Here is a 23,257-nt window from a genome sequence, read left to right as displayed (position 1 = left end):
TGTTATTTATCCTTCCTGTTTTTAACATGATTTTCTAACCATTGATCCTGTTCCCAAAAAGTATGGAGAACACCTTCACGGCTGCGGTAGCCATGGAATTCTTTTGGTAAAAGTACAAGACGTACAACTCCTCCGTGTCCTTTTATTGCAGCGTATAATCGTTCACTTTGTATAGGAAATGTGCCCGAATTCTCATCATCCATACCGTGTGTCAGCAGTAATGGTTTTTTAATATTTGGGGCATAAGTGAAGGGAGACATTTTATCATAAACATCTTTAGCCTGCCAATAGGTGCGTGATTCTCCTTGAAAACCGAAAGGTGTTAATGTCCTATTGTAGGCGCCGCTTCGAGCAATACCTGCTGCAAAAAGATCAGTATGTGCCAATAGGTTGGCCGTCATAAAAGCACCATAGGAGTGTCCACCGACTCCGATACGGCTACGGTCGGCAACGCCTAAGTCAACAACATAATCGATTAAGGCCTTTGCATTATCTTCAATTTGCTGTATAAAAGTATCGTTGGGTTCGTTGCTTCCTTCACCTACTATAGGCATGTCCGCCTGATCAAGAACAGCATAACCTCTTGTTACCCAAAAGACGGGCGAGCGGAATGCTAATCGTGGGTAGCGATTCGGCGACCCTTTCACCTGGCCTGCTGCTTCTCTGGTTTTAAACTCTCTTGGGTAAGCCCAGATAAGTACGGGCAGAGGTTTGTCACCGGTTTTAAAATTTTCAGGCAAATACAGGGTTGCAGATAGCTTAAGACCATCTTTACGTGGATAGGATAGCAATGTCTTTTGCACGTTCTGTAAGCTCGGGTATGGGTCAGCGAAATGTGTCATCTGTTTTTCTTGCTTGGATTTTATACCGATAGAAAAAACATTCGGCGAGACTGTAGAAGATTCCCGAAACACGTAAATAGTTTCCTTCAAGTCGTAGTATAGTGGCTCTTCATAATAGTTTCTTTTCGACTTATATAACGTATCTTGTTTAGTCGAAAACACATTCCAGCGCATGATAAACGGTCGGTCTCCCTCGGGAGAGGCTCCGAGTCCCTGTGTGTAAATATTTCCTTTATTGTCACCGCGCAATATTCCTTTTTTGTCCACGAGCAGATTACCAGGGTCGGAATAGGTGTCCTCTGATTTCCGATTCGCTAAAATGCGTAATACCTTATTTGTTTTTGCATCTATGAGGCTAAGTTGTGAAGTACGGTCTTTGCGCCAGCTTTCCTCGATGATACCAAAACCTGTACCCCATAAAACCTGACGGATACGGTATTTTCCAGCGTATACTTTTGTAGCATTATTGATAGCAAAAGGGGCCGTTGCTTCAAAAAGCTCATCGCGCACTTCGCTGTTTTCATTGGGGTTGCCTTTATCTGCGGCGGCTGTCCATAGTAGAGTTGCATCTTTGTCTTTTCTCCACGAAAAATTGCGAGGACCAGCCACTACAGCATCAAAACTGATGGGTAAATTGTCAGCTAAAGGAATAGTATGCACCCTTGTGCTTGTCTTGTCAGTTAGCTTCAAAATAGAAACTTCGGTCGGGAACAGCTGTATGGGCACAAGGTATGAATAGGGTCTTACAATTTTTTCTATAAGTAGGTACTCCCCATTAGGAGCATAGCTGCTATTTTTTAATATTCCGGATACGCCTATATCTTTAGCCTGTCCATTTTTATTGACTTCCACCAGCTTAGAACTTAAATAATAAGCCATTAGTTCTTCGTCATATGCATTACCCAGTAGGTTTTGGTAGGTTCTCGCAGGTGTAATACCGTCTAGGTTTTCTTGCACGATAGGACCTTTAGGAACGGGGTTTTCCTTAGGTACTTCCTGGTCTGCAAAGGCTATCTGTTGTACGAGCAGTTCATTGTCATTCTTCCATTGAAATGTTTTTCCGAATGTATCATTCACCTGATCCAATATTTTTTTTGCTTGGCGCGACTGCAAATCAGCAACCCAGAGCTCTGTTTGCTTTAATGTTTTGTTGAGAAAAGCCAGAGACGTTTCTGATGGAGACCAAGTAATATCACTGAGTTGTATGTTTTGGGGTAAGCCCTCAAAAGTAAACTCTTCGTTTGTCTTTATATTCTTAATTTTTATCGAACGAAATGCTCCCGAATTTTCTCCTACCGTAGTATAAGTAATCGGGTTTATGCGTATACCCGCGAGACCTAGCACAGGTTGGGCTATTTGTTCGACTGTTTCAAATCCCGGAGATTCTAAGATTAACATCCATGTACCATCATTACTTATTTTAATATTTGGTATTTGCGGAGCATCTATTAAATCAACAATACTTTGTGGTGGTACCTTGTAAGGGATCTGCTCTTGCCCAAACGAGGGCATCGTCGACAACCAAGCGGTTGTAATAAAAGTTAAACCTTTAGCCAGAGCAATCCAGTTGGTTTTTCTTTTAAAATTCATCTGCATATATTTAAATGTATCGTGTGTTTTTTTAGTTAGCATAAAAAGGCGACTTATTATTTTTTCAAATCAGGACGTAGCTTTTTAAATAAGACGTTGAATGGTAGTCTTTGCGTTAAGTTGCTTATCGTTAGAATTGCGTATAGAAGTCTTTATCGTTTGTCTAATAGTCTCCAAATGAAAATTTTTTTTCGATGTTTAATCTGTTAGCCGAATAAAGTGCTTAAGCACTTTTTAGCACATAAACATAAGTTATTTTTATTAAATAATGGTTGGTTAATGTTTTTGAAATTATTATGTATCCGATTAGTTACTTAGCGTTGCGTAGTGATTTTATGAAAGATGTAGTTACTAAAGAGTGGGCTTATAGTGAAAAAAATAAGTGTATATTGCGCTTCGATAATTCTAATGAAGTTATTCAGAAGCTTTGTGTGGGCGATAGGGCTGTTCCAAATATATTTTAAAATTATTTTGCTATGTCACAGATTACTATAATTGATTTGGCGAAACGACTTGGTTTATCTAAATCTACAGTTTCCCGCGCTTTTCGAGATAGTAGTGATATTAGTGCGAAAACCAAAGAAAGGATATTAGCCATGGCTGATGAGCTGGGGTTTTCGCCCAATTTGTATGCGAGTAATCTACGCGTTAATCGAAGTCGGACCATCGCTATTATTATTCCTGAATTTGGTGATAATTTTTTTAGTCAGGCAATTAAAGGAATTGAGCTAATAGCACGAAACGAAAAATATCATACTTTAATTTATGTTACTGATAGTAATGTTCACAATGAAGCTAGTATAGTTCGTTCTTTAGTAAATGGACGGGTAGATGGCGTTTTAATCTCGGCTTCAGGAGAAGGTAAAGATCATAGTCATCTTCAAACATTAATAGATCATAGTATTCCTGTTGTTTTCTTTGATCGGAGCTACGAAGATATTCATACGAATTTCGTAACGGGTAATGATTTTGAATCCAGTCGCTTAGCCACGCAACATCTTATTGATAGTGGTTGTGATAAAATAGCCTATTTTACCATTAATCAAATGGTTTCTATTGGTAAAGTTCGGTTGGAAGGTTATAAGAAAGGATTGGAAGATAATGGGAAAATTTTTCAAGATCATCTCTTGTTGGATACAGAGAATGACGAGCTCATTAATAGAAGAGATATTAGAAATTTTATCAGAGAACAAAAGCCCGATGCTATTTTCGCTTCAGTAGAGCGTCTTGCTATATCTACAATTCGTGTCGCAAAAGAAGAGGGCATACGTATTCCCGAAGACCTAAAATTGATTTGTTATTCTTGTTTGGAAATTGCCGATCTTTTAGAACCTTCGTTAAGTGTGGTAAAACAGCCTGCTTTTGAGATGGGAAGGGTTGCTGCTAAGTACTTAATGGAAGAAATTAATGAACCTAAATCTTATTTAAATCAGGAGATCACTTTATTAAGCTCCAGTCTTCTATTGCAAGAATCTACTGCTACGACTTAATTATATCTATCCCATTATTATTTTTATAAAAAAAGCAGTTTCACTTTTGGAAAGTACTTTAAAGATATTATCTTTGATTTGGTTTCGGGAACATTCCCGAAATCCTAACGATTATAAAAAAAACAATCTCAATAAAATAAAGTAGTTGCTGTTCTTTTCATAATTTACTGATTTCATTCTTCTTTTCTAAAGAAAAATGATTTACCAAATTAAAGAACGAAATATTATTGTTGGAAAGCTATTGCCTTTAGTATTAGATGTTTTTAATGCTGCAAAAGCGATACGATATAATAACGATTATTTGCTACTCGTATAGTTGAGATTGTAGTGAGAGAATAATCTGTAGAGAGAAGGGGGATCACTAGGACAGAGATATCAGTGTTATGCTAACAAAATGAACTAAAACAATAATAACAAACTAATCACATGATGAACAAATTTACATTCCGTACAGTGGTGGCTATAAGCTGTTTACTGTTGCTCAGTGCACTGACGTTCGCTCAGACAACACAATTGAAGGGACGTGTTGTTGATGTTGAAGGAAAAGGTATTGCTGGAGCAACTGTGCAGGTTGTTGGCCAACAAAAAATTACCTCAACAGGTCCTGATGGACAGTATTCGCTTAGTGTAATACCAATCGGTACTTATACAGTAACTGTGTATATGATGGGGTATGAGCAAGGAGAACAGAAGTTAACAACTTCAGGAACTGAAAATACCTTAGACTTTACTTTAGTTTCTACTGCTAGTAGCTTAGATGAAGTAGTAGTTATCGGTTATGGTACTGTTCGAAAGAAACAAATAACCGGCTCTGTGTCTAACGTGACGCCGGAAGAGTTTAACAAAGGTGTTGTTATTTCTCCAGACCAATTATTGGCAGGAAAAGTAGCTGGGCTTACAGTTAATAAATCAGGTGGCGATCCTACTGCAAGTTCCACTATACAGCTTAGGGGGCCATCATCTTTAACTGCGAGTTCTTCACCATTATATGTTATTGATGGTATAGTGGGAGCCAGTATAGAGCTTATAGCTCCGGATGATATTGTATCCATGGATGTGATGAAAGACGCTTCCTCTACAGCTATTTATGGGTCTCGTGCGGCTAATGGAGTTATTTTCGTTACCACAAAGAGAGGTAAAGCCGGTGCTCCGGTATTGTCTTACAGTGGATGGGCAGCAAGTGAATCTGTCGCTAATAGTGTGAATGTACTGAGTGCGGCTGAGCATAAACAGTTTATAGAAGAACATAATCTAACAGTAGCAGCCAATGAAAGTGGGCATGCTACAGATTGGCAGAAAGAGATCACTAGAACTGGATTTTCTCATAATCATAATCTGTCATTGATGGGAGGAAGCGAAGGTACGAGATATAATGCATCAGTTAATTATTTTAATAACCAAGGGATTGTTAAAAGAAGTGGTGTCGAACGTATTATAGCACGAGCAGGTATTGATCAGAATGCCTTTGATGATCGTTTGAAATTAGCGATTAACTTATCTAACAGTATTAATAATTCTGAACATGTTGACTATAATATATTCAATGGTGCAGCACGTTATTTACCAACTTCTCCCATCCGTTCAAGTGAAGCACAATATGAACAATACGGTGGTTATTTTCAGATTCCCGGTCGGACAAACTATATGAATCCTGTTGCTATGTTAAATCAACGAGATGAATCGAGAAGTAACAATATTCTTTTAGCAAATTTCAAAGCAGATTTGACACTGATAGAAGGCTTAATTTGGTCCAATGTACTTTCATATCAACGTACTCATTACGATAAAAAATATTATATGCATCGTACAGATTTTGATTCTAAGGCTTTAGGTCGGGGGTATGCTGATAGAACAAACTTAAAACATTTGGATAAAATATTAGAGTCTTACCTAAACTATACATTTTCAAGGGATAAACACACCTTAGATGCCATGGCCGGATATTCTTACCAAAGCACAAAGAATGATGACGGTATATGGGCATCTTCTGTCGGGTTTTTATCGGATGATCTAGGTAGTAACAACTTGAATTTGGGAATGCTTCCTGAAGGCTATAATCCTTATACAGATTTTCCTAAAATTAAAGAGTCTCGTCTTATTTCGTTCTTTGGACGTATAGGTTATAATTATGATGACAAGTATCTTTTAAGTGCTTCACTAAGAAAAGACGGATCTTCAAAGTTTGGTGTTAACAATCGCTGGGCAACCTTCCCTTCTGTTTCGGCTGCATGGCGTATAAGCGGTGAGTCGTTTATGGCTGATCAAAACGTCTTTTCAGACCTGAAGCTGAGAGCTGGTTATGGAGTTTCTGGTAATCAGAACATAGACCCTTATCGCTCTATTATTGTTTTTGGTCCACAGTCGGGGCAATTTCTTTATAATGGGACATGGATGTCTGCTTATGGAGTAAATCAAAATGAAAATCTTGATTTAAAATGGGAAACGACATCCATGTTTAATGTTGGAGTAGACTTTGAAATTCTTAGAGGAAGGTTTAGTGGTACGGTAGAATATTATGACAAGCGTACAAAAGATCTTCTTTATGAATATGATGTGCCATCTCCTCCATATCAGCATAATCGTTTACTTGCAAACGGTGCAAGTATGAATAACAAAGGAGTGGAAATTGTCTTAAATGCCAATGTCTATAGAAACAGCAACTTTTCTTATAACACGTCGGTTAATTTTGCGAGAAATGTTAATGAAGTCGGATCTCTATCTTCTAATATTGAAAATATTGGTGTCGCTCAGCGCTACGAAGGTGGTATTGGTTTAGAAGGATGGACAGGACAAACAGCTTCTATTGTATTGCCAGGTCAACCGATCGGTACATTTTATGTTGCTAATTATATAGGGTATGATGAAGCAGCTAAACGTACAATTTATCAGAAAGCGTCGGGCGAATTGGTAACACAGGATCAAATATCAGCACCCGATGATTATCAGGTGATGGGACATGCACTTCCTAAATTTACTTATGGATGGAACAACAACTTTAAGTATAAGCAGTGGGATTTGAACATATTCTTACGGGGTATGTATGGTAATCAAGTGTTTAATGCTACGAGAGCTGATTTGTCAAGGCTTCAACAAGCCAATGTAACTAATATTTCTAAAGATGCAGTGAAAGAAGGCATTTTTGAAACTCCGTTAATAGCTTCGAGCCGCTTTATTGAAGATGCATCTTTTTTACGCCTGGATAATGCAACCTTGGGTTATCGTTTTAGTACCAATACGTCACGATATTTTAAGCAGGCCCGATTATATGTAACCGGACAGAATTTATTTGTATTAACAGATTATAAAGGAGTTGATCCTGAAGTAAGTCTATCTGGGTTGGCCCCTGGTATTGATAACCGTAACTACTATCCACGAACACGATCATTTGTTGTAGGCGTTAACTTAACATTTTAATAAAAAGGATTATGAAAATTAGATTCAACAAATTATATATGTTGCTATTTGCTGGAACTTTGTTTACAGGAGTGTCATGTACAAAGTTTGATGTAGATATGCACTCTGAATATACAGAAGATACTTTCCCTAAAACTCCTGAGCAGTTTGTAGCGCTCACTGGTCCGGTGTACACTTCAGCAAGAGGATATTTTAGCGATTATTTCGATCTACAAACAGCAGGTTCAGATGAGGTTATTATTCCTACCCGAGGTGGCGATTGGTTTGATGGAGGGAAGTGGAGAGATATGCATAAACATACCTGGTCTTCTTCGCATGAAGTCGTGCGTAATGCTTGGAATTGGGGATATAATGCAATTGGGACATGTAATCGAGTCTTAGGTGTATTGAATAATGCTCCTGAGTCAGATACTAAAGAGCAAACTATAGCAGAAATTAAGACGATGCGCGCTTGGTATTATTATTTGATGATGGATGCTTATGGTAATATACCACTGCAAACTTCATTTGATACGGGGGGAGAGCTTCCTTCCACCACAGCTCGTGCTCAAGTGTTTGAATTTATAGTGAATGAGCTTGAGCAAAATATAGCTTTGCTCAGTACCGAGAAATCAGAACGTACTTATGGAAGGCCTACAAAATGGTTTGCACACACTTTATTGGCAAAGATATATCTTAATGCATTTGTGTATACAGGGGAGGCAAAGTGGGATAAGGTAGTTGAACATACAAATGTAGTCTTGAACGAGGGGACTATGTTCACTTTGCAGGCAGATATGTTAGCTCAATTTAAACCTGATAATGGGGCTCAAGACTCTGAACCCATTTTTTCTATTCCGTTTCATGCATCTCGTGCTACGGGAAATACACTATTCAATAAAGTGTTGCATTATGCCCATCGTGAGACGTATGGTCTGAGTGTCAATACGTGGAATGGGTGGAGCGCACAACCAGATTACTTTGACTTATTTGATGATGATGATATGCGTAAACAGCAATGGTTGTATGGTCAGCAGTATACTGCAACGGGGCAGCCTTTGATATATGATGGAGTTAATGTCGTAATTGATCCTTATGGTTATAATTTGTTACCAGGTTCTGATTTTGATATCGGGGGAGTTGCCGATGCTGGACGTCTAGCTGGCGCACGTTCTGTAAAATATTACCCAGACAAGGATCAAATAAGTAATAATGCAAATAATGATGTGGTTGTATATCGTTTAGCAGATGTGCTATTGATGAAGGCCGAGGCTATACTACAAGGTGCCACTAACGGAACAAAGGCGGAAGCACTTGCAGCTGCTAATCAGGTTCGTGCACGGGCATTTCCAGCAAATCCTGAAAAGCACTTTACAATTGCTACATTAACTAAAGAAGCAATCTACAAGGAGCGTGGATTAGAATTTACTTTTGAAGTAACCCGTCGGACCGATATGATCCGTTTTGGAAAATGGGAAGATGCAATGCTTTTTAAGCAAGCAAATTCTGCAGAAACTTATAAACGTATATTTCCAATTCCAGCGACTGTATTGGCTAATAATGGAAACTTGACACCAAATCCAGGCTATACAAATTAAGGTGGGGGGATGATGACACTAGCTATTTACAATGATAGGTAGTGTCATTTAATACAAATTATATGAAATATTCATATAGCGCAGGTAGCACGAATGACTGAGCAGTAGTACGAACACCTATTTAAAATAAAAAAATGTTCATAATATAGTTTGGGTATTCCATATAGCAACTAAAAATCAAACCGAGCTTGCGAGCTCACGAAGTAATTATATACATATGAAAAATCAACATACACATATTATATTAATCGGGTTATTATTACTTTTAATAGGCTTCAATTCTTGTAAAAAAGTCGAACATGGAATAAGTGAACCTATTGTATCTATTAATGAAACAACACCTAGTGCGGTCCAAGCAGGGCAGTCTTTAAAGGTTGGTTTTATTTCTAATAATGTGCGTTCTTTTCAGATAGCCATTGTTAAAGATTCAGAAGTTTTACTTAGTGAAGAGGTCAGCCTCAATGAGGCTGAAAGAATAATTTACCGAGAGTTATTGATCGCTAACGAAGCATCTTGGATAGGAGAGGCTCAGCTTGTTTTAAGTTACGATGCAGGAGGAGAACGTATCGAAAAGAAAAAACCGCTTCTTATTTCAGAAAGTAACCCAGAAATGTATTTAGTAGGTGGCTCTACCGGAGCTGGTTGGGTCCCCGAGTTAGCGACTCCTATGTTTTTATACAATAGTGAGAGTAAAGAGCAGTTTGATATTTTTGAATATATTACTGTTAATGGAGATGGATTTAAGTTTGTGCCGAGCACATCAGGTTGGGATAATGCCTATGGTAAGGGGGCCGCTTCAGGCGTTTTATTGCAAGATGAAGATGCCGAAAATATTACAGTGGATAAAGATGACTTCTATCGGGTTCGTATGGACGCAAAAGCGTTGACTTATGAGTTATTGAAAGTAACGTGGGGTATTGTAGGCGATGCAACAGCTGGCGGTTGGGAAAATAGTACCGCGATGGTCTTTAGTGGTGATAAGGGAAATTATACCTGGAAAATAACCACTTCTTTAAATAAAGGTGAGTTAAAATTTAGATATAATAATGAGTGGGATATAGACGGCTTCCCTGCTAATTTGGGCGGAGACTTGTCAAATTTAACATGGGGAGCCGGTAATATAGCTATCGAATCCGCAGGAACATATATTATTGAATTAAATTTAGATCCAAAAGGTTATACAGCTAAAATAGATAAACAATAATTTCGACTATTTTGAGGTGGTTGCACATGTTTTACAGCCACCTCAAATAATAAAAAAGCTAAACATAATTTACTCGATCTTTGGTGTAAGCTATGATCTAAAACACGTATCTATTTAGTTCCTCAGATGAATTTCAATTTTTATAAAAAATAAATCTTGAAATTTATATTATATTTAGTGCCAAACTGTTTTAAGAAGGCCTAAATTAAAGTCTGACGAATATTTATGAACAAGATATGTGTTAAACCAGCCTTAAGCATATTTCAGATTATTAATATGAGCATGGGCTTTTTAGGAATACAGATGGGATTCGCTCTACAAAATAGTAATGCCTCTCGTATTCTACAAGCTCATGGGGCTGACACAGAGTACCTCTCTCTTTTTTGGCTGGTCGCACCTATAACAGGCATGGTTGTACAGCCTATTGTAGGATACTACAGTGATCGTACTTGGACAAGAATAGGACGACGCAGACCCTACATTTTAGTAGGTGCACTTTTAACTGGCATAGCACTTTTTCTTATGCCAAACACGGTGTTTTTTACAAGTTTAATGCCTTCTTTATTAATAGTTGCAGGTATATTATTGCTGATGGATACGTCAATTAATCTCACTATGGAGCCCTTTCGAGCACTAATAGGAGATAGCTTATCCAGTAAACAACGTAGTTTAGGCTTCTCTGTACAAACTATTTTAATAGGAATAGGTGCTGTTCTTGGTTCATCCTTACCTTATCTATTGACGAGATATTTTGGTTTTTCTACTACTGATTTGCAGAATGTTATCCCCGATAATATTAGATACTCTTTTTATATTGGTGCAATAGTACTTGTATTAACTGTTTTATGGACAGTTTTTACAACAAAGGAATATTCGTCTTACGAGTTAGGATTTGATAATAAATCTGTAAATACAAAAGGTATAAAGAGCTTTCTTTACGATTTGAAACACATGCCTTTAATTATGAAAAAGCTAGGGTGGGTGCAATTTTATACGTGGTTTGCTTTTTTTATGATGTGGGTGTACATGACTCCTGCCATTGCTGAACATGTTTTTTATAAAATGGAAGGTAATCTTAATCAACTTTATATTGAGGCGGGTAACTGGGTAGGTGTACTTTTTGGAGTATATAATGGAATATCTGTCCTCTATGCTGTTTTTATTTCTCGTTTAGTCGCTCGGTTTGGTAAAACAAAGGTACATGGGCTAGGACTTTTTATAGGAGGAGTATCTATGATTTCTATATTATTTATATCGTCACCCTACTCTCTGCTCCTATGTATGATGGGGGTAGGGATAGCATGGGGAAGTGTTTTATCTATCCCTTATGCCATACTAGCTGATAGTTTGCCTTCCCATAGAATGGGAGTCTACATGGGCATATTTAATTTTTTCATTACTTTTCCCCAAATAATCTGTGGTTTACTAGGAGGCATGCTGATCAAGTTTGTATTTAATAATCAACCAATTTATGGTATAGTTTTAGGCGGTTTTTTTATGCTAATAGCATCTTTTTGTGCATGGCGTATAAAAGAATCTGCTAGCCTATTCACTAATCAAATGGGAAGATAAAGCTACTTTTTGTTTCCATAAGCCCTCTATTTCAAAGTTGTTTCCCGAAGTTTTATTTTTGATAGTCAATGTATACTTAGAGGTTCTTTCTAAATATTCTATTTCACCACTTAATTTTACTGTTGTAAAGGGTTGCACAGTTAATTCTGTTTTAGAGCTATTGGGTTTAACGTAATTATCCGTAGATATCCCTTTTAAGTAAGGCACTTGTTGTGCCCAGACTATAAAATTATTCTCCTCAATTTCGTCCCTTAAAAGGAAGGGGTTTTCTTCGTCCATCCATTCAAAAGCCCCATAATCGTCACTTGAAAACTCCGATAACGATTGTACATCTTTAAAAACAGCGCTGGTTTCCATGCTTTTTTCTTTATCGCTACCATTCGTCAGCGTAATTGTAGTACAACCATCTGTACTTGTGTATATTTTTCTGCTTCCTTCAATTTCTACAATCTCTTTTTTAACCAGTTCATACCCTTCACCTTTACTTTGGTCTATGCGAATATCCTCTATACGGTTGGCTGCTGAAATCCCGATAATAAAACTTCTAGGAGTGTCTGTGAAATTTTCTTTAAGATTGATAGTGAGGTTATTATCCTTTGTCTTTTCTAATTCTAGCCAACCTTCCTCGAGCTGCACCTTGCTTATACTTTCTAGTTTTAAAGGGATTCCTTCTGTATCGTTAAACAGTGTTCCCGTTTTTTGATCTTTCACGTAAGCTACAGCCCAGATATCCGCTTCTATTTTTAGTACATCATTTGTTAAGCCCCCACTCAGTACTATATTCTTTAATCCCGGGTTGATTAAGGGAATGTTGTTTTCGTTACTCTCTTTGCTACAGGAGGATAAAAAAATTAAACTACCTATTGCAAAAGAAAAAAGTGTCGTCAGAAAGTGGTTGTAGGTGCTGCGCATGCGTTTAATTATTTTATAAAGTTCTAGTTATTCACTGTCTATAATAAAACAATAGTAGTCAATATTCACTTGAATGCAAAGTAAGAATGTTGTAAAAACTTCAATCAAATGAAAATAATATTGAAGTTCCAAGACTTCCTTCGGGAAATTGTATAGTGGAATTGCTTCAAGATGGCTATATTTATGCACAGAATTTGGATATAAAATAAAATCACCTTAAAATTATGATGGTTCGTGTTTTTTTTAATATTATTTTAATTTTGTCAATTTCATGTACTAAGGAAAGCAGTAGTGAATTTGCCACAGGCACTTCACAAGATGGAATAGTCGGCAAATGGAAACTAGTTGAGTACTCCCTTAGTGATGGAACAGCTCTACTAAAAAAGAATGATGTTAGTTCTAAAAATTATATTATAACATTTGATGACAAAGGAAATGTTAAGTCTCCAGATTTCCCATGTACTGGTAAATTTACTTATGATATGAGCAAACTTGGGAATAAAGGAGAAAATAATCTACAGGTCTCTTTTGCTGAATGTAGTGCATCCGAAATGGTCGAATACTCTATTAAAGGAAACGCTGATGCAAGTATTGTAGATAACAATACGCTGATTTTAAACTCAGAGACTTGCGACGAACCATGTACGAGGATATATAGAAGATTAAAATAGGAAAAAAACTATTCTGGTAAAGAATAATTAAGAGCACCACTCTTTAAATACCTTTTGCATCTTTGATGCAATCCCTTATTGTTAAAGAAAAATCGATGATATAGAGTCTATGTTTTTGATGGTAAATTTATCAATGGTTAGGAGAACGGCTTTATACTTGGTCTATTCCTCAGGCAGAAAGAGAACGAAATACCGATTTAACCCAAAATAATGGTTGGGATGATTAGAAGATTTTAAACAATAATAGCAAAGTTGTTATTTCGTTTAATATTGTAATTTTAAAGCACCGATTATAAAATATATAATCGGTGTTCTATTAATAATTGTTAGCAGCATACCTTATGAAAAGAAGAACCCTACTAAAAACTATTGCATCTATCACCACCGGCACGATCTTATCGCCTACTATTTTGCAGGCGTCTCCCGTTCATCTTTCCGAACAGAAAGAACATAACGGTATTTCCGACCGTGAATATTGGGTGTCTCTACTCTCTAAAATGGCTACACCCATCCTAGAGAATATCAGCAAGGGCGAGTTACAGAAAAATATGCCTATGCCGTTAAGCCCATCCTACGATAGCAGGGGGGCGGCAGTCGGTTATCTGGAAGCATTTGGCCGTTTGATTGCCGGTATAGCACCATGGCTAACCTTACCTGACGATGAAAGTACGGAAGGGCAACTACGCAAAAAGTTTAAGAAACAGATTTTATTAGGCATCCAGCACGGAGTAGATCCAAATTCGCCAGACTACTTTGCTTGGCGCGGAAAAGCCAGTCAGCCTTTAGTCGATGCCGCTTTTCTCGTGCAAGGCTTGTTACGTGCTCCAGATGCCCTGTGGCATCCTTTGCCCAGTACTGTAAAAGAACAGCTTATCACCGAGCTTAAGCTACTCAGAAGAGTGAAACCCTACGAGAGCAACTGGTTGCTTTTTGCAGCCATGACCGAAACATTTTTATACTACGTAGGCGAGGAATGCGATCGCGAGCGCATAGATCATGCTGTCCACAGGTTTGACAAAGACTGGTATGTTGGCGACGGCTGGTATAGTGATGGTGCTCGGTTCAGTTTCGACCATTACAATGCTTATGTCATTCACTCCTTGTTGGTAGAGGTCTTACAGCACAACATCACCGCTGGGGCAGAATACCAGGAAATGTACGACAGAGCTTATAAGCGTATGCAGCGCTATGCGCACCATGTCGAGCGTATGATATCTCCTGAGGGGTATCCGCTAGTCGTCGGGAGGTCGTCCACCTATCGGAATGCAGCCTTTCAATCTTTAGCATCTGTTGCTCTTGATGGCAAACTGCCTGCCGATATCTCTAAAGGCCAAGTCAGAGCTGGGCTGACAGCCGTGTTGAAACACACCTATAAAAAAGATCCTTTTGATAGTTTGGGTTGGCTACATATAGGTTATGTCGGCGATCGCCAGCAGGATTTAGGCGACTCTTATACAAATGCAGGTTCACTATATATGGCCTCTCTCTCATTTCTACCTTTAGGTTTGCCCGCCACGGATGACTTTTGGACTTGTGCACCTGAAAAATGGACATCTCAAAAGGTGTTTGACGGCGATCCCTTCCCTAAAGACTATGTAGTATCTTATTAGCTTTTAATAAGACCATTTTTTATAAACATCAACATTCTCTTGTATCCCGCTAGCAAGGTACAGGGGAATGCTTTTAGTAGCACGTCTTAAAACTCTTTCTCTCCAAACTCACTTTTACTAAACTTTAATACCTTGCCCAGTTCATTAATTTTATAACTAAAACTGAGAGAAATTTTATCAACCTCATTAATATAATTTGTCGACGCGTAAAAATCCCTTCCTCTTGTCGTTAATCGCTGCTGGTTAGCATCCCATAAGCCCATGCTTATACTGGCCCATTGCAAGGTAAACGCCCCTCTGTTGTTGAAAACAGATTTCCTCACGCTTAGATTAGGAACAAATAATTGGGTGTCTTCTCCCTGGACGGTTTCTGTCCGCGAGAGGTAGTTGAAATTCAGCTCGGTAGTCCATGTAGGCGTTATTTTAAAATGCGTATTGATATTAAATGAATAATTCAGGCTATTTCCTTTTAGCTCTTCATCAAATATATTGCCCTTCACAGCATATTGATAAAGCGTTCCTCCAAAGTATAATTTCCACCATTTTACAGGGTTTAGGTCCAATCCTGCTTCTAAACCATAGGCATCCGAAGCCTTAGCGTTCGTGTAAGTTCGATACAGAATAATATCATTATATACACTGTTCACCCGGCTGATAGGGTTTGCAGTATGCCTATAAAAAGCATTTGCAAACAGCGAGTTTTTGCCGAAGCTCTTCACAAAACCCACTTCCACTGCATCTATAAACTCGGGGCGCAGCTCTGTGTCACCTTCCTCCAATACTTCCGAGTGTCGCCTCGCCATAAACGGATTCATCATACTTGTTTTCGTTCTTTCTATACGCCTACTGTATGCAGCTTTCCATTCGTAGCCATTCTCAGCTTTATATAAAGCGGAGAATGTTGGAAACAAATCCCACTGCTTGTAAGCATAATTATCTCCCTTGGCTTCCTCCAATAACCTATCTGTATGCTCTAACCGCAGTCCGGCGCTATAGCTTAATTTTTCTCCTGTTTTATTGTACTGTGTAAAAACAGAGTGAATCTTTCGCGTTAGGTCAATGTCTCCGCCATACTCCGGTCGCTGTACAAAATCATCAGTCCCGATTATCCGCTCATTATAAGCAAACTCTCCAATATGTTTTAAATACCTCCATTATATGCTGCTCATAGACATCGTTATGATCTGTTGGATTCACATTAAGGTTATCTGTCGGGCCTCCCAACTCTGTGCGCTCGTATAAAGCCGAAGCTTGGAGCGATGATTTATTTGCAAAAATATGTTGATAATCTAAACTGCTAATAAAGAAATCACCTCGCCGTTCACGCATATTCTTGTTAAAATAAGACGAGCTAGCGAAAGGTATGTCTTCACCTTGCCTAGTTTGTATTTTTTCATACAAAAGGTCCGCTGTTCTCCATTCCGATTTTTTTCCACCATACACCGATGCCGACAGGCTGTTCCACTCGTTTATCGCATAGGTCATTGCCGCTCTCCCCGAGTATGCTTCTCGGCGGTAGCTCCGTTCACCCAACGAAGGCGATTTTGTTTGCACCCCGTCTATAATCGTGCGTACTATTCCATCTCTATAACCCGTATTATCATTTCGTTTATAATCTCCGCCTAGCGAAATATCCCATTTTCCTTTTCTGATATTCGATATGAAATCGCCTCCAAAGCGTCGGGCAGTTTTTTCATTCCCAAAAGTCTCTATACTTGGTGCGCCCAGTAAGGCATTTACCTGAAGATATGCTGCATCTCCCTTACCTTTTTTAGTTTTCACATTAATTATCCCCGATTTTCCGTCCGGGTCATATTTTGCCGAAGGCGACGTGATAATCTCTATATCTGCGATACTATTGGCTGGCAACTGGCTCAGAAAATCTGTAGCATCCGCTGCCACAGGTCTGCCGTCCAGGAGCAGTAAAAAGCCTCCCGCTCCCCGCATTAATATTTCGCCATCCACATTAACAGAAACGGAAGGCATATTTCTAAGAACGTCTATCGCCGATCCTCCGCTGGCTGCTATAAACTGGTCGGCCTTATAGATCTGTTTATCTATGCTATGTTTCATATCGCTGCCTGTCGCTTCAACCACTACGGCATCTAACATTTCAGTATTTAAAGTCAGAGCAATATCGGTCAAGTCTATTTTATTGTCTGTTCGGTCGAGTTCAATATTGTTTACCGTTTTGTTGCTGTAGCCTATAAACTGTACAGTCAAATAATAATTCCCGAAAGGTAAATCTTTTAGTGAAAATAGGCCTTTATTATCTGTCAGGGTGCCCGCAATCAGCGATGAGTCCTTTTTAGCATACAAGGCTACTGAACTGTATTCTATGGGGGCTTCATTGTTGGCGTCAATCACCTTACCGCTAATTGCTGCGGTTTGTTGCGCATGTACTGTTGTAGTACATAGAAAAAACATAAAACTCCACCAACAAGAGTGGGTTAAGATCTTTGCATATTGCATAATAGAAAATAAAAAACGGTTTGGTGTTATAGCTACTATAAAAGCAACAAAGCCAAAGAAATACAGCGCATCATAAAAGTCCCCATTTCCGTTCCAGCGTTGTTACGAGTAAATAGTGCCATACAAATTTCAAGTAAAATAGCAGCCTTGTACGGTCTATTTGAAATTATTGTGGTTTATACTGTTGTTCCGAAAAGCTTGGGGTGTGGTGCCTACATAGCGTTTGAAATACTTCACAAAATGAGAAGTATCGTTAAATTTCAGATTGTAAGCTATCTGTGTAATGTTGTTATCTGTATATATCAACAATCTTTTTGCTTCACTGATCATATGTTCAGAAATTAACATCGAGGCCGACTTCTTATAGTCTTTCCTACAATATGCATTTAGGTTTTGGGGTGTAGTATTTAGTTTTTCAGCATAATAGGCTACACTATTTATCAGATCGTCTGGTTGGTTCAGTAGATCTTTGAATTGCACACTTAAGTTCTCCTGCTGTTTGTCGGGTATAGCAAGCGGAGGTATCACTTTGTTTATCTTCGCCAAGAGTGCTTTTAACAAACCTTCAACAACTGTAAAGTCTTGCTCATCCACCAGCAATCGAAAGAGTGTCTCTATGCTATCCACCTCTTTTAGCTGCAAATAGTTCAATGCACTTAAACTGGAAAAGAGCTTTTTCAACTCATTGTCTAGTGTTTTTTCAAGAAAAGCCCTTCTCAGTAGTAGTACATACCCCTCAGGTTCGGACGTGATATCCCAATGGTGCACCTGCTCCTTGCGCACCAGAAATATAGTAGGGGGTTCTATCGGGTATATATTATAATCGATGCCATGCGTGCCGCTACCTTTCGATAGATAAATAATCTCAAAATAATTATTGTGCGTATGCGGTTTAGTCGTTCGTACATTCTTTCTAAAGGGCGCAACTTTAATAAGTTCGGTTATTTCTATCTTATTTTTTATGGCTATCGATTTTCTCAATTTGGCTTTGTATAAATGTACTTCTATTTATAAAAAGGTAAATATACATGAAGCGTTTGCTATTTGCCAATAGTTAAGCAAACAGAAAGTGCCTACTTTTTTTATAGTGGATATCACTTTTATATGCAAAAGCATATAGAAATGAATTTAATAACGCATTTTGTAAAATCAAAAAGAAAACAATGGGGTAGGGTTAACACCACATTATTTTGCGCCTTCAAAAATATTTTAAATCATAAAAATCTATAAAAAAGCTATTTCTTTGTACTATGAATTATTTTGATCAGCAAATCACTCTTTTAAAAGAAGAAAAAGACTATGATTTTGCTCAGCATGAAAAATTACTACTACATAGCACTTTACAAGAGCGTCGGCTGCAGGGCGTGAGCTGGTTTCCTATTTCCATTACCAATACCGAATTAGGGCGAGGCGATTATCTAAGTATTACCATTCAGAAGACCAATTTTTTAGAGGAAGGACACAAATTCCGCTTCGGAATGCCCGTCGCTTTATTCTCTAATTACGATCCCCAGACCGATCGTATAGAAGGCGTAATAAGCTATGTCGGGCGTGATAGCATGCGCATCTCTATCCGGGAAGACGAATTGCCCGATTGGTCACGTAGAGGCAAACTAGGGGTTGACCTTTTATTTGATGAGTATTCCTACCGCGAAATGTTTGTAGCCCTAGAAGAAGCCAAGTCACAAATAGCCCATGCTAAGCCCGGTAATATTGTAGCGCAGTTAGTTGGTCAAGAATCATGGGAAGCAGCGCATGAAAAAGAAAACCACTATCATAACCCCAAACTCAATCAAAGTCAAAATTTAGCCATTTCGGCCATGCTTGCTGATCAGCCTTTGACCATCCTGCACGGTCCGCCGGGTACAGGAAAAACTACTACCCTCATTGAGGGTATCAAAGCACTGTTAGCAAAAAATAAAAAACAAATTCTGGTTGTCGCGCCCAGCAACACAGCGGTTGATTTGCTGTCCGAACGTTTAGCCCACGTCGGGGTCGAAGTCGTGCGTATAGGCAATCCGGTACGCGTATCTGATCATCTGCAGCAATTAACATTAGACGCCCGTATTGATGCGCATCAGGCCAATAAAGAGCGCAAAACGCTCGAAAAACAGGCAAGAGCATACCTAGATATGGCGCATAAGTATAAACGGAGCTTTGGTAGGTCTGAACGTGAACAGCGCAAGGCACTTTTTGCCGAGGCCCATAAAATCCGAAAAGAGATCGATGCGGTTCAAGATTATATCAGTGCTGCTATTTTGGATAATGCCGAGGTGATAACGACAACCTTAGTAGGTGCCAACCATCCCAGTATACGGGAAAGAAACTTTCATACCCTTGTTATTGACGAGGCCGGACAGGCCTTGGAACCTGCCTGCTGGATTCCGATACTGAAATCCAATCGGGTTATCATGGCCGGTGATCATTGCCAGTTGCCTCCAACAGTCAAGTCATCGCTCCAGCCGGGGGAAGGTTTGTACATCACCCTGTTTGAGAAAATGTTCCATCGATTTGCTGCGTCTGTCTTCTTATTGGATGTTCAATACCGTATGCACCAGCAGATCATGCACTATCCGTCTAAGATGTTGTACGAAGGCAGGTTAACCGCTGCTGAAACCGTCGCCGATTGGCATTTGATTGATGACGACAAGCCCCTTGTTTTTATAGATACAGCTGGGGCGGGCTACGAAGAAACGATTGAAGATAGTGCAATTTCAAATCAAGAAGAGGCTTTATTTGTCTACCGTCATCTTCTGGAAACGGTTACCGGTCTGTCCAAAAAATATACAGCGTCTGATTTTCCAACTATTGGTGTTATAGCGCCTTATCGTCAGCAGTCTATTTTGTTAAAAGAAATTATCGCTGCCGACGATCTGCTAGCCTCCATTCGTCCATCCATTCAGATCCATACCATTGATAGTTTTCAGGGGCAAGAGAAAGACATTATTTATATCTCTTTGACACGAAGCAATGCTATTCAGCAAATAGGTTTTCTATCTGATATCCGACGCATGAATGTTGCCATGACGAGAGCGAAGAAAAAACTTATCGTTATCGGCGATAGCGCAACCATCGGAGAGCATGATTTTTACAAAGGCTTTTTAGATTATGTTACTTCCCTCGACCAATACCATAGTGTGTGGGAGTGGATGGAACGCTTCTAAATTAGGAAAACAATGCTGCTTTATCAATTCATTTTGGTTATTCTTGTAGTAAATATTTTTTATTTACTATTATGTCGAAAACGAAACTTACTATTAATAATAACGGGTCAGTAAAGATCGAGGGAGATTTTGAAATTCTTGATAGAAACGGTAATGCATACGGCCTTCAGGGCAGAACAGTACTTTCTATCTGTCGTTGCGGATTATCCAAAAACAAACCTTTCTGCGACGGAGCTCACAATGGGCATTTCGAACACGAAGCCGTAGCTTTTGATCTTCCTCCCAAAAAGGTATAGATAATTTTGTCTTGTGTCGTCTGCGCTGATGACCAACTAGATTTTAAAAAACTGTGTCTGATATGATAATTTATATTGGACACAGTTTTTTTATGCCCTTCTGTGTAGGCTCTGTTTTTCATTCACTTTATTATGCTTAGTAAGGTGTGGGCAGAGAGCTTTATCCTTGGAAGTGTGGCCAGTTCGTTGTTTTCATCCTTTAAATATATATATATATTTATGATTTAATGCTAATTATTTTAGCTTTTTAGTTTTTAAATTATTATATTTGCTTAATAACCAAATAAATAATGATTATGGGTAAATTAAAAAAGCACTTAGGTAAGTATGTTGATCCAAGAACCGATTTTGGTATCAAATTTTATTTTGGACGTGAAGAAAATAAGATCCTTCTGATCGAATTTCTTAATAGTCTATTTGAAGGCGAGAAGGTAATTGCCGATCTAAAGTATAAAACTGTCGAGCATGATGGCGATCAGCAAGATATGCGCCGCGTTGTTTTTGACCTACACTGTGTGGGTAGTGATGGCGAGGTTTTTATAGTCGAGTTCCAGCAGTTGTTTCAAGAGTTTTTTAAGGATCGTGCTGTATTTTATACCTCACGTCTGATTAATAAACAATTGGCTAGGGGTAAAAAAGGCAATGACTACTGCCTTCCAGAAGTTTATTTCGTTGGTATTTTAGAGTTCAATATGGATAAAGGCGAGGGTACAGCGCTATCCCGAAAAACAGACCGCCCGTATTTCTATGATGTCGCCTTATGTGATAAACATACGCATGAGGTTTTTTATGACAAATTGGGCTACAAGTTGGTCTCTCTCCCTGTTTTCAATAAAAGGCCAGAAGAACTCGAGACCATAATGGATCAATGGCTCTATCTTCTTAAACACTTGAGTACCATGGATAAATTGCCGTCTTTTTTGGATAAACGGATATTTGATCGTATGTTTGCTATAGGAGAAGTAGGACGATTAAAAGAGGAGGATCTAATGTCATACGAAGCAAGTTTAAAACAAAGACGGGACGCAGAAAGCGTTTATAACTCCGCATTGCGCTCAGGCCATGCTGCAGGTCTAGCTGTAGGCAAGGCTGAGGGGCTGGCTAAAGGGAAGGCTGAGGGGCTGGCTAAAGGTTTGGCTGAAGGCAAAGCTGAGGGTTTAGCTGAAGGCAAAGCTGAGGGTTTAGCTGAAGGCGCACGTAAAAATGCGATTGAGACCGCCAAGGCTATGAAGAAAGATGGGTTAACCATCGAGCAGATTGTGAAATTCACTAAACTGACAGTCGAAGAGATCGAAAAGCTTTAAGCAACATAGCATCTGCTAAAAATATATATAGCCATTCAGTTTATTGAATGGCTTTTTTTATGGGTGCTTTTGTTCTATGTCAAGTCATGGTTGCGCTAAGAAAACAATCAAAGAAGTCATAACAAGGTTGGTAGGTGGGTTGGTAGGTGGGTTGGTACAAAGTCAGCAGGAAATAATAAGGTTGATAGAAGCGAACCCATAGATATCAAAGAAAGCAATGTCAGAAAATATTGGAATCAGTACGACACCTATTGATAAACATATACGAGGTTTAAGAGAAGATAATATTATAAGGCGTGTTGGGAGTGATAGATCAGGCTATTGGGAATTATTAAGTTAATCTTACTTCCAGCATACTATTTCATCGAGAGCCGAGGTGTGGCATCTTAAAACTGTTGGTTCTGGCCGTCTACCACTTCGATGCAGAGAGTTTTATCAGAGAATAGAATAACGACATCCATACTAACTGAGTAAATATGGTGAAAAAAATGTTTTTCGCCACCGTTCTGTAGATATCTATACTGACAATCACAACGAATTATTTGCACTTCCTCTTGTTGATTTATTAGTATCTCCTTGTCGATATAGATAGGTAATGAAAAGTTATCGCTATTTTTGGTCAACCATATTTTGATAACGCTTTTCGGAAGGATTTCGGAAAGACTTCGGAATGATTTCGGAAGCGCTTCAGGACGACTTGTCGAGAGAAGTGTTTGAAATATTCAGATTTATTAGAGAATATCCTGCATACTCTGCGAAACAGCTTTCCGAAATGATTGGAAAAACGTCACGGACAATTGAAAATCATATTGCAAAATTGAAAGAATCAGGCCTCATCATTCGTAGAGGATCAAGATTGGGAGGTTATTGGCAAATAATTGATCGAAAATAAGCTTTTTAAAATAGTTAGGTCGTGCAATTACCTCATCAGGGTTAAAAAGGCCCCGTCAGCTGCAACTTAAGAAGATAGAAGAAGGGCTTCACCGTCTGGCAGCAGAGCTACAGGCTGTCGAGTTGGTGTAAGATAATAAAAAGTCGTATCTTACAATGATTAGTAATCTAAGTAAGAACCTTTTGTAAGTGGTTTTTCGAAAAACGTTAGGGAGATTACATCGGAAAATAAGACCAAAAGTAAGTAC

17 protein-coding genes are annotated in these 23,257 nt (G+C 38.7%); 12 read left to right on the top strand and 5 right to left on the bottom strand.

Annotation, left to right across the window (positions count from 1 at the left end; translation table 11 throughout):
* Positions 1–2 precede the first annotated feature (2 nt).
* Positions 3–2,432 carry an alpha/beta hydrolase family protein gene (locus ORI89_RS06530; protein ID WP_268229638.1) on the bottom strand — a complete coding sequence of 810 codons (2,430 nt, stop codon included), beginning with the start codon at positions 2,430–2,432 and terminating at the stop codon, positions 3–5.
* A 476-nt stretch (positions 2,433–2,908) separates the two neighbouring features.
* Between ORI89_RS06530 and ORI89_RS06525 the strand changes: the two genes are divergently transcribed.
* The 5 genes from ORI89_RS06525 (at position 2,909) to ORI89_RS06505 (ending at position 11,689) form a co-directional block, all read left to right on the top strand.
* Positions 2,909–3,922, top strand: a complete 1,014-nt coding sequence (locus ORI89_RS06525; protein WP_268229637.1) for a LacI family DNA-binding transcriptional regulator — start codon at positions 2,909–2,911, stop codon at positions 3,920–3,922.
* Positions 3,923–4,348: 426 nt separating this feature from the next.
* Positions 4,349–7,336 carry a SusC/RagA family TonB-linked outer membrane protein gene (locus ORI89_RS06520; RefSeq protein ID WP_268229636.1) on the top strand — a complete coding sequence of 996 codons (2,988 nt, stop codon included), beginning with the start codon at positions 4,349–4,351 and terminating at the stop codon, positions 7,334–7,336.
* Positions 7,337–7,347: 11 nt separating this feature from the next.
* Entirely contained in the window at positions 7,348–8,913 is a 1,566-nt protein-coding gene (locus ORI89_RS06515) for a RagB/SusD family nutrient uptake outer membrane protein (protein WP_268229635.1), read from the top strand.
* Between the two features lie 217 nt (positions 8,914–9,130).
* The gene (locus tag ORI89_RS06510; RefSeq protein ID WP_268229634.1) at positions 9,131–10,117 is read left to right on the top strand and encodes a SusF/SusE family outer membrane protein; all 987 of its coding nucleotides are present in this window, start codon (positions 9,131–9,133) and stop codon (positions 10,115–10,117) included.
* Positions 10,118–10,342: 225 nt separating this feature from the next.
* On the top strand, positions 10,343–11,689 hold the full coding sequence (locus tag ORI89_RS06505; RefSeq protein WP_268229633.1) for an MFS transporter: 1,347 nt from the start codon (positions 10,343–10,345) through the stop codon (positions 11,687–11,689).
* On the opposite strand, the gene ORI89_RS06500 is transcribed toward ORI89_RS06505, so the two are convergent.
* Positions 11,663–12,601 (bottom strand): hypothetical protein, encoded by a 939-nt coding sequence (locus ORI89_RS06500; RefSeq protein ID WP_268229632.1) that lies wholly within the window; start codon positions 12,599–12,601, stop codon positions 11,663–11,665. The two genes, ORI89_RS06505 and ORI89_RS06500, sit on opposite strands and share 27 nt — an antisense overlap.
* 224 nt (positions 12,602–12,825) lie before the next feature.
* Between ORI89_RS06500 and ORI89_RS06495 the strand changes: the two genes are divergently transcribed.
* Both ORI89_RS06495 and ORI89_RS06490 read left to right on the top strand, forming a co-directional pair.
* On the top strand, positions 12,826–13,272 hold the full coding sequence (locus ORI89_RS06495) for a hypothetical protein (RefSeq protein ID WP_268229631.1): 447 nt from the start codon (positions 12,826–12,828) through the stop codon (positions 13,270–13,272).
* 341 nt (positions 13,273–13,613) lie between these two features.
* Positions 13,614–14,882, top strand: coding sequence for a DUF2264 domain-containing protein (locus ORI89_RS06490; protein ID WP_268229630.1), 1,269 nt, complete (start codon positions 13,614–13,616; stop codon positions 14,880–14,882).
* A gap of 86 nt (positions 14,883–14,968) precedes the next feature.
* Here ORI89_RS06490 and ORI89_RS06485 read toward each other — a convergent pair whose 3' ends face one another.
* From ORI89_RS06485 to ORI89_RS06475, 3 genes are all read right to left on the bottom strand, one after another.
* The gene (locus ORI89_RS06485) at positions 14,969–15,988 is read right to left on the bottom strand and encodes an outer membrane beta-barrel family protein (protein ID WP_268229833.1); all 1,020 of its coding nucleotides are present in this window, start codon (positions 15,986–15,988) and stop codon (positions 14,969–14,971) included.
* A 10-nt stretch (positions 15,989–15,998) separates the two neighbouring features.
* Positions 15,999–17,354, bottom strand: coding sequence for a TonB-dependent receptor (locus ORI89_RS06480; RefSeq protein WP_268229629.1), 1,356 nt, complete (start codon positions 17,352–17,354; stop codon positions 15,999–16,001).
* A gap of 156 nt (positions 17,355–17,510) precedes the next feature.
* On the bottom strand, positions 17,511–18,335 hold the full coding sequence (locus tag ORI89_RS06475) for a helix-turn-helix domain-containing protein (protein WP_268229628.1): 825 nt from the start codon (positions 18,333–18,335) through the stop codon (positions 17,511–17,513).
* 269 nt (positions 18,336–18,604) lie between these two features.
* On the opposite strand from ORI89_RS06475, the gene ORI89_RS06470 reads away from it, so the two are divergent.
* The 5 genes from ORI89_RS06470 (at position 18,605) to ORI89_RS06450 (ending at position 23,010) form a co-directional block, all read left to right on the top strand.
* Positions 18,605–20,518 (top strand): AAA domain-containing protein, encoded by a 1,914-nt coding sequence (locus ORI89_RS06470; protein ID WP_268229627.1) that lies wholly within the window; start codon positions 18,605–18,607, stop codon positions 20,516–20,518.
* 71 nt (positions 20,519–20,589) lie between these two features.
* Positions 20,590–20,814, top strand: a complete 225-nt coding sequence (locus ORI89_RS06465) for a CDGSH iron-sulfur domain-containing protein (RefSeq protein ID WP_268229626.1) — start codon at positions 20,590–20,592, stop codon at positions 20,812–20,814.
* A 296-nt stretch (positions 20,815–21,110) separates the two neighbouring features.
* Entirely contained in the window at positions 21,111–22,118 is a 1,008-nt protein-coding gene (locus ORI89_RS06460; RefSeq protein WP_268229625.1) for an Rpn family recombination-promoting nuclease/putative transposase, read from the top strand.
* A gap of 217 nt (positions 22,119–22,335) precedes the next feature.
* Positions 22,336–22,458, top strand: coding sequence for a hypothetical protein (locus tag ORI89_RS06455; protein WP_268229624.1), 123 nt, complete (start codon positions 22,336–22,338; stop codon positions 22,456–22,458).
* Between the two features lie 330 nt (positions 22,459–22,788).
* Complete coding sequence (locus ORI89_RS06450) at positions 22,789–23,010, top strand: winged helix-turn-helix transcriptional regulator (RefSeq protein WP_268229623.1); 222 nt, start codon at positions 22,789–22,791, stop codon at positions 23,008–23,010.
* The last annotated feature ends 247 nt before the right edge of the window (positions 23,011–23,257 follow it).

Source organism: Sphingobacterium sp. UT-1RO-CII-1, assembly GCF_026711005.1.
Classification (GTDB): domain Bacteria; phylum Bacteroidota; class Bacteroidia; order Sphingobacteriales; family Sphingobacteriaceae; genus Sphingobacterium.
This window is presented reverse-complemented; position numbering and strand designations above follow the sequence as displayed.

Bases quoted from the DNA above. Each gene is read 5' to 3' on its own strand.
- ORI89_RS06505 (WP_268229633.1), top strand. From the start codon at position 10,343: ATGAACAAGATATGTGTTAAACCAGCCTTAAGCATATTTCAGATTATT.
- ORI89_RS06525 (WP_268229637.1), top strand. From the start codon at position 2,909: ATGTCACAGATTACTATAATTGATTTGGCGAAACGACTTGGTTTATCT.
- ORI89_RS06470 (WP_268229627.1), top strand. From the start codon at position 18,605: ATGAATTATTTTGATCAGCAAATCACTCTTTTAAAAGAAGAAAAAGAC.
- ORI89_RS06510 (WP_268229634.1), top strand. From the start codon at position 9,131: ATGAAAAATCAACATACACATATTATATTAATCGGGTTATTATTACTT.
- ORI89_RS06490 (WP_268229630.1), top strand. From the start codon at position 13,614: ATGAAAAGAAGAACCCTACTAAAAACTATTGCATCTATCACCACCGGC.
- ORI89_RS06520 (WP_268229636.1), top strand. From the start codon at position 4,349: ATGATGAACAAATTTACATTCCGTACAGTGGTGGCTATAAGCTGTTTA.
- ORI89_RS06500 (WP_268229632.1), bottom strand. From the start codon at position 12,601: ATGCGCAGCACCTACAACCACTTTCTGACGACACTTTTTTCTTTTGCA.
- ORI89_RS06455 (WP_268229624.1), top strand. From the start codon at position 22,336: ATGTCAGAAAATATTGGAATCAGTACGACACCTATTGATAAACATATA.
- ORI89_RS06465 (WP_268229626.1), top strand. From the start codon at position 20,590: ATGTCGAAAACGAAACTTACTATTAATAATAACGGGTCAGTAAAGATC.
- ORI89_RS06515 (WP_268229635.1), top strand. From the start codon at position 7,348: ATGAAAATTAGATTCAACAAATTATATATGTTGCTATTTGCTGGAACT.
- ORI89_RS06480 (WP_268229629.1), bottom strand. From the start codon at position 17,354: ATGCAATATGCAAAGATCTTAACCCACTCTTGTTGGTGGAGTTTTATG.
- ORI89_RS06495 (WP_268229631.1), top strand. From the start codon at position 12,826: ATGATGGTTCGTGTTTTTTTTAATATTATTTTAATTTTGTCAATTTCA.
- ORI89_RS06460 (WP_268229625.1), top strand. From the start codon at position 21,111: ATGGGTAAATTAAAAAAGCACTTAGGTAAGTATGTTGATCCAAGAACC.
- ORI89_RS06530 (WP_268229638.1), bottom strand. From the start codon at position 2,432: ATGAATTTTAAAAGAAAAACCAACTGGATTGCTCTGGCTAAAGGTTTA.
- ORI89_RS06450 (WP_268229623.1), top strand. From the start codon at position 22,789: ATGATTTCGGAAGCGCTTCAGGACGACTTGTCGAGAGAAGTGTTTGAA.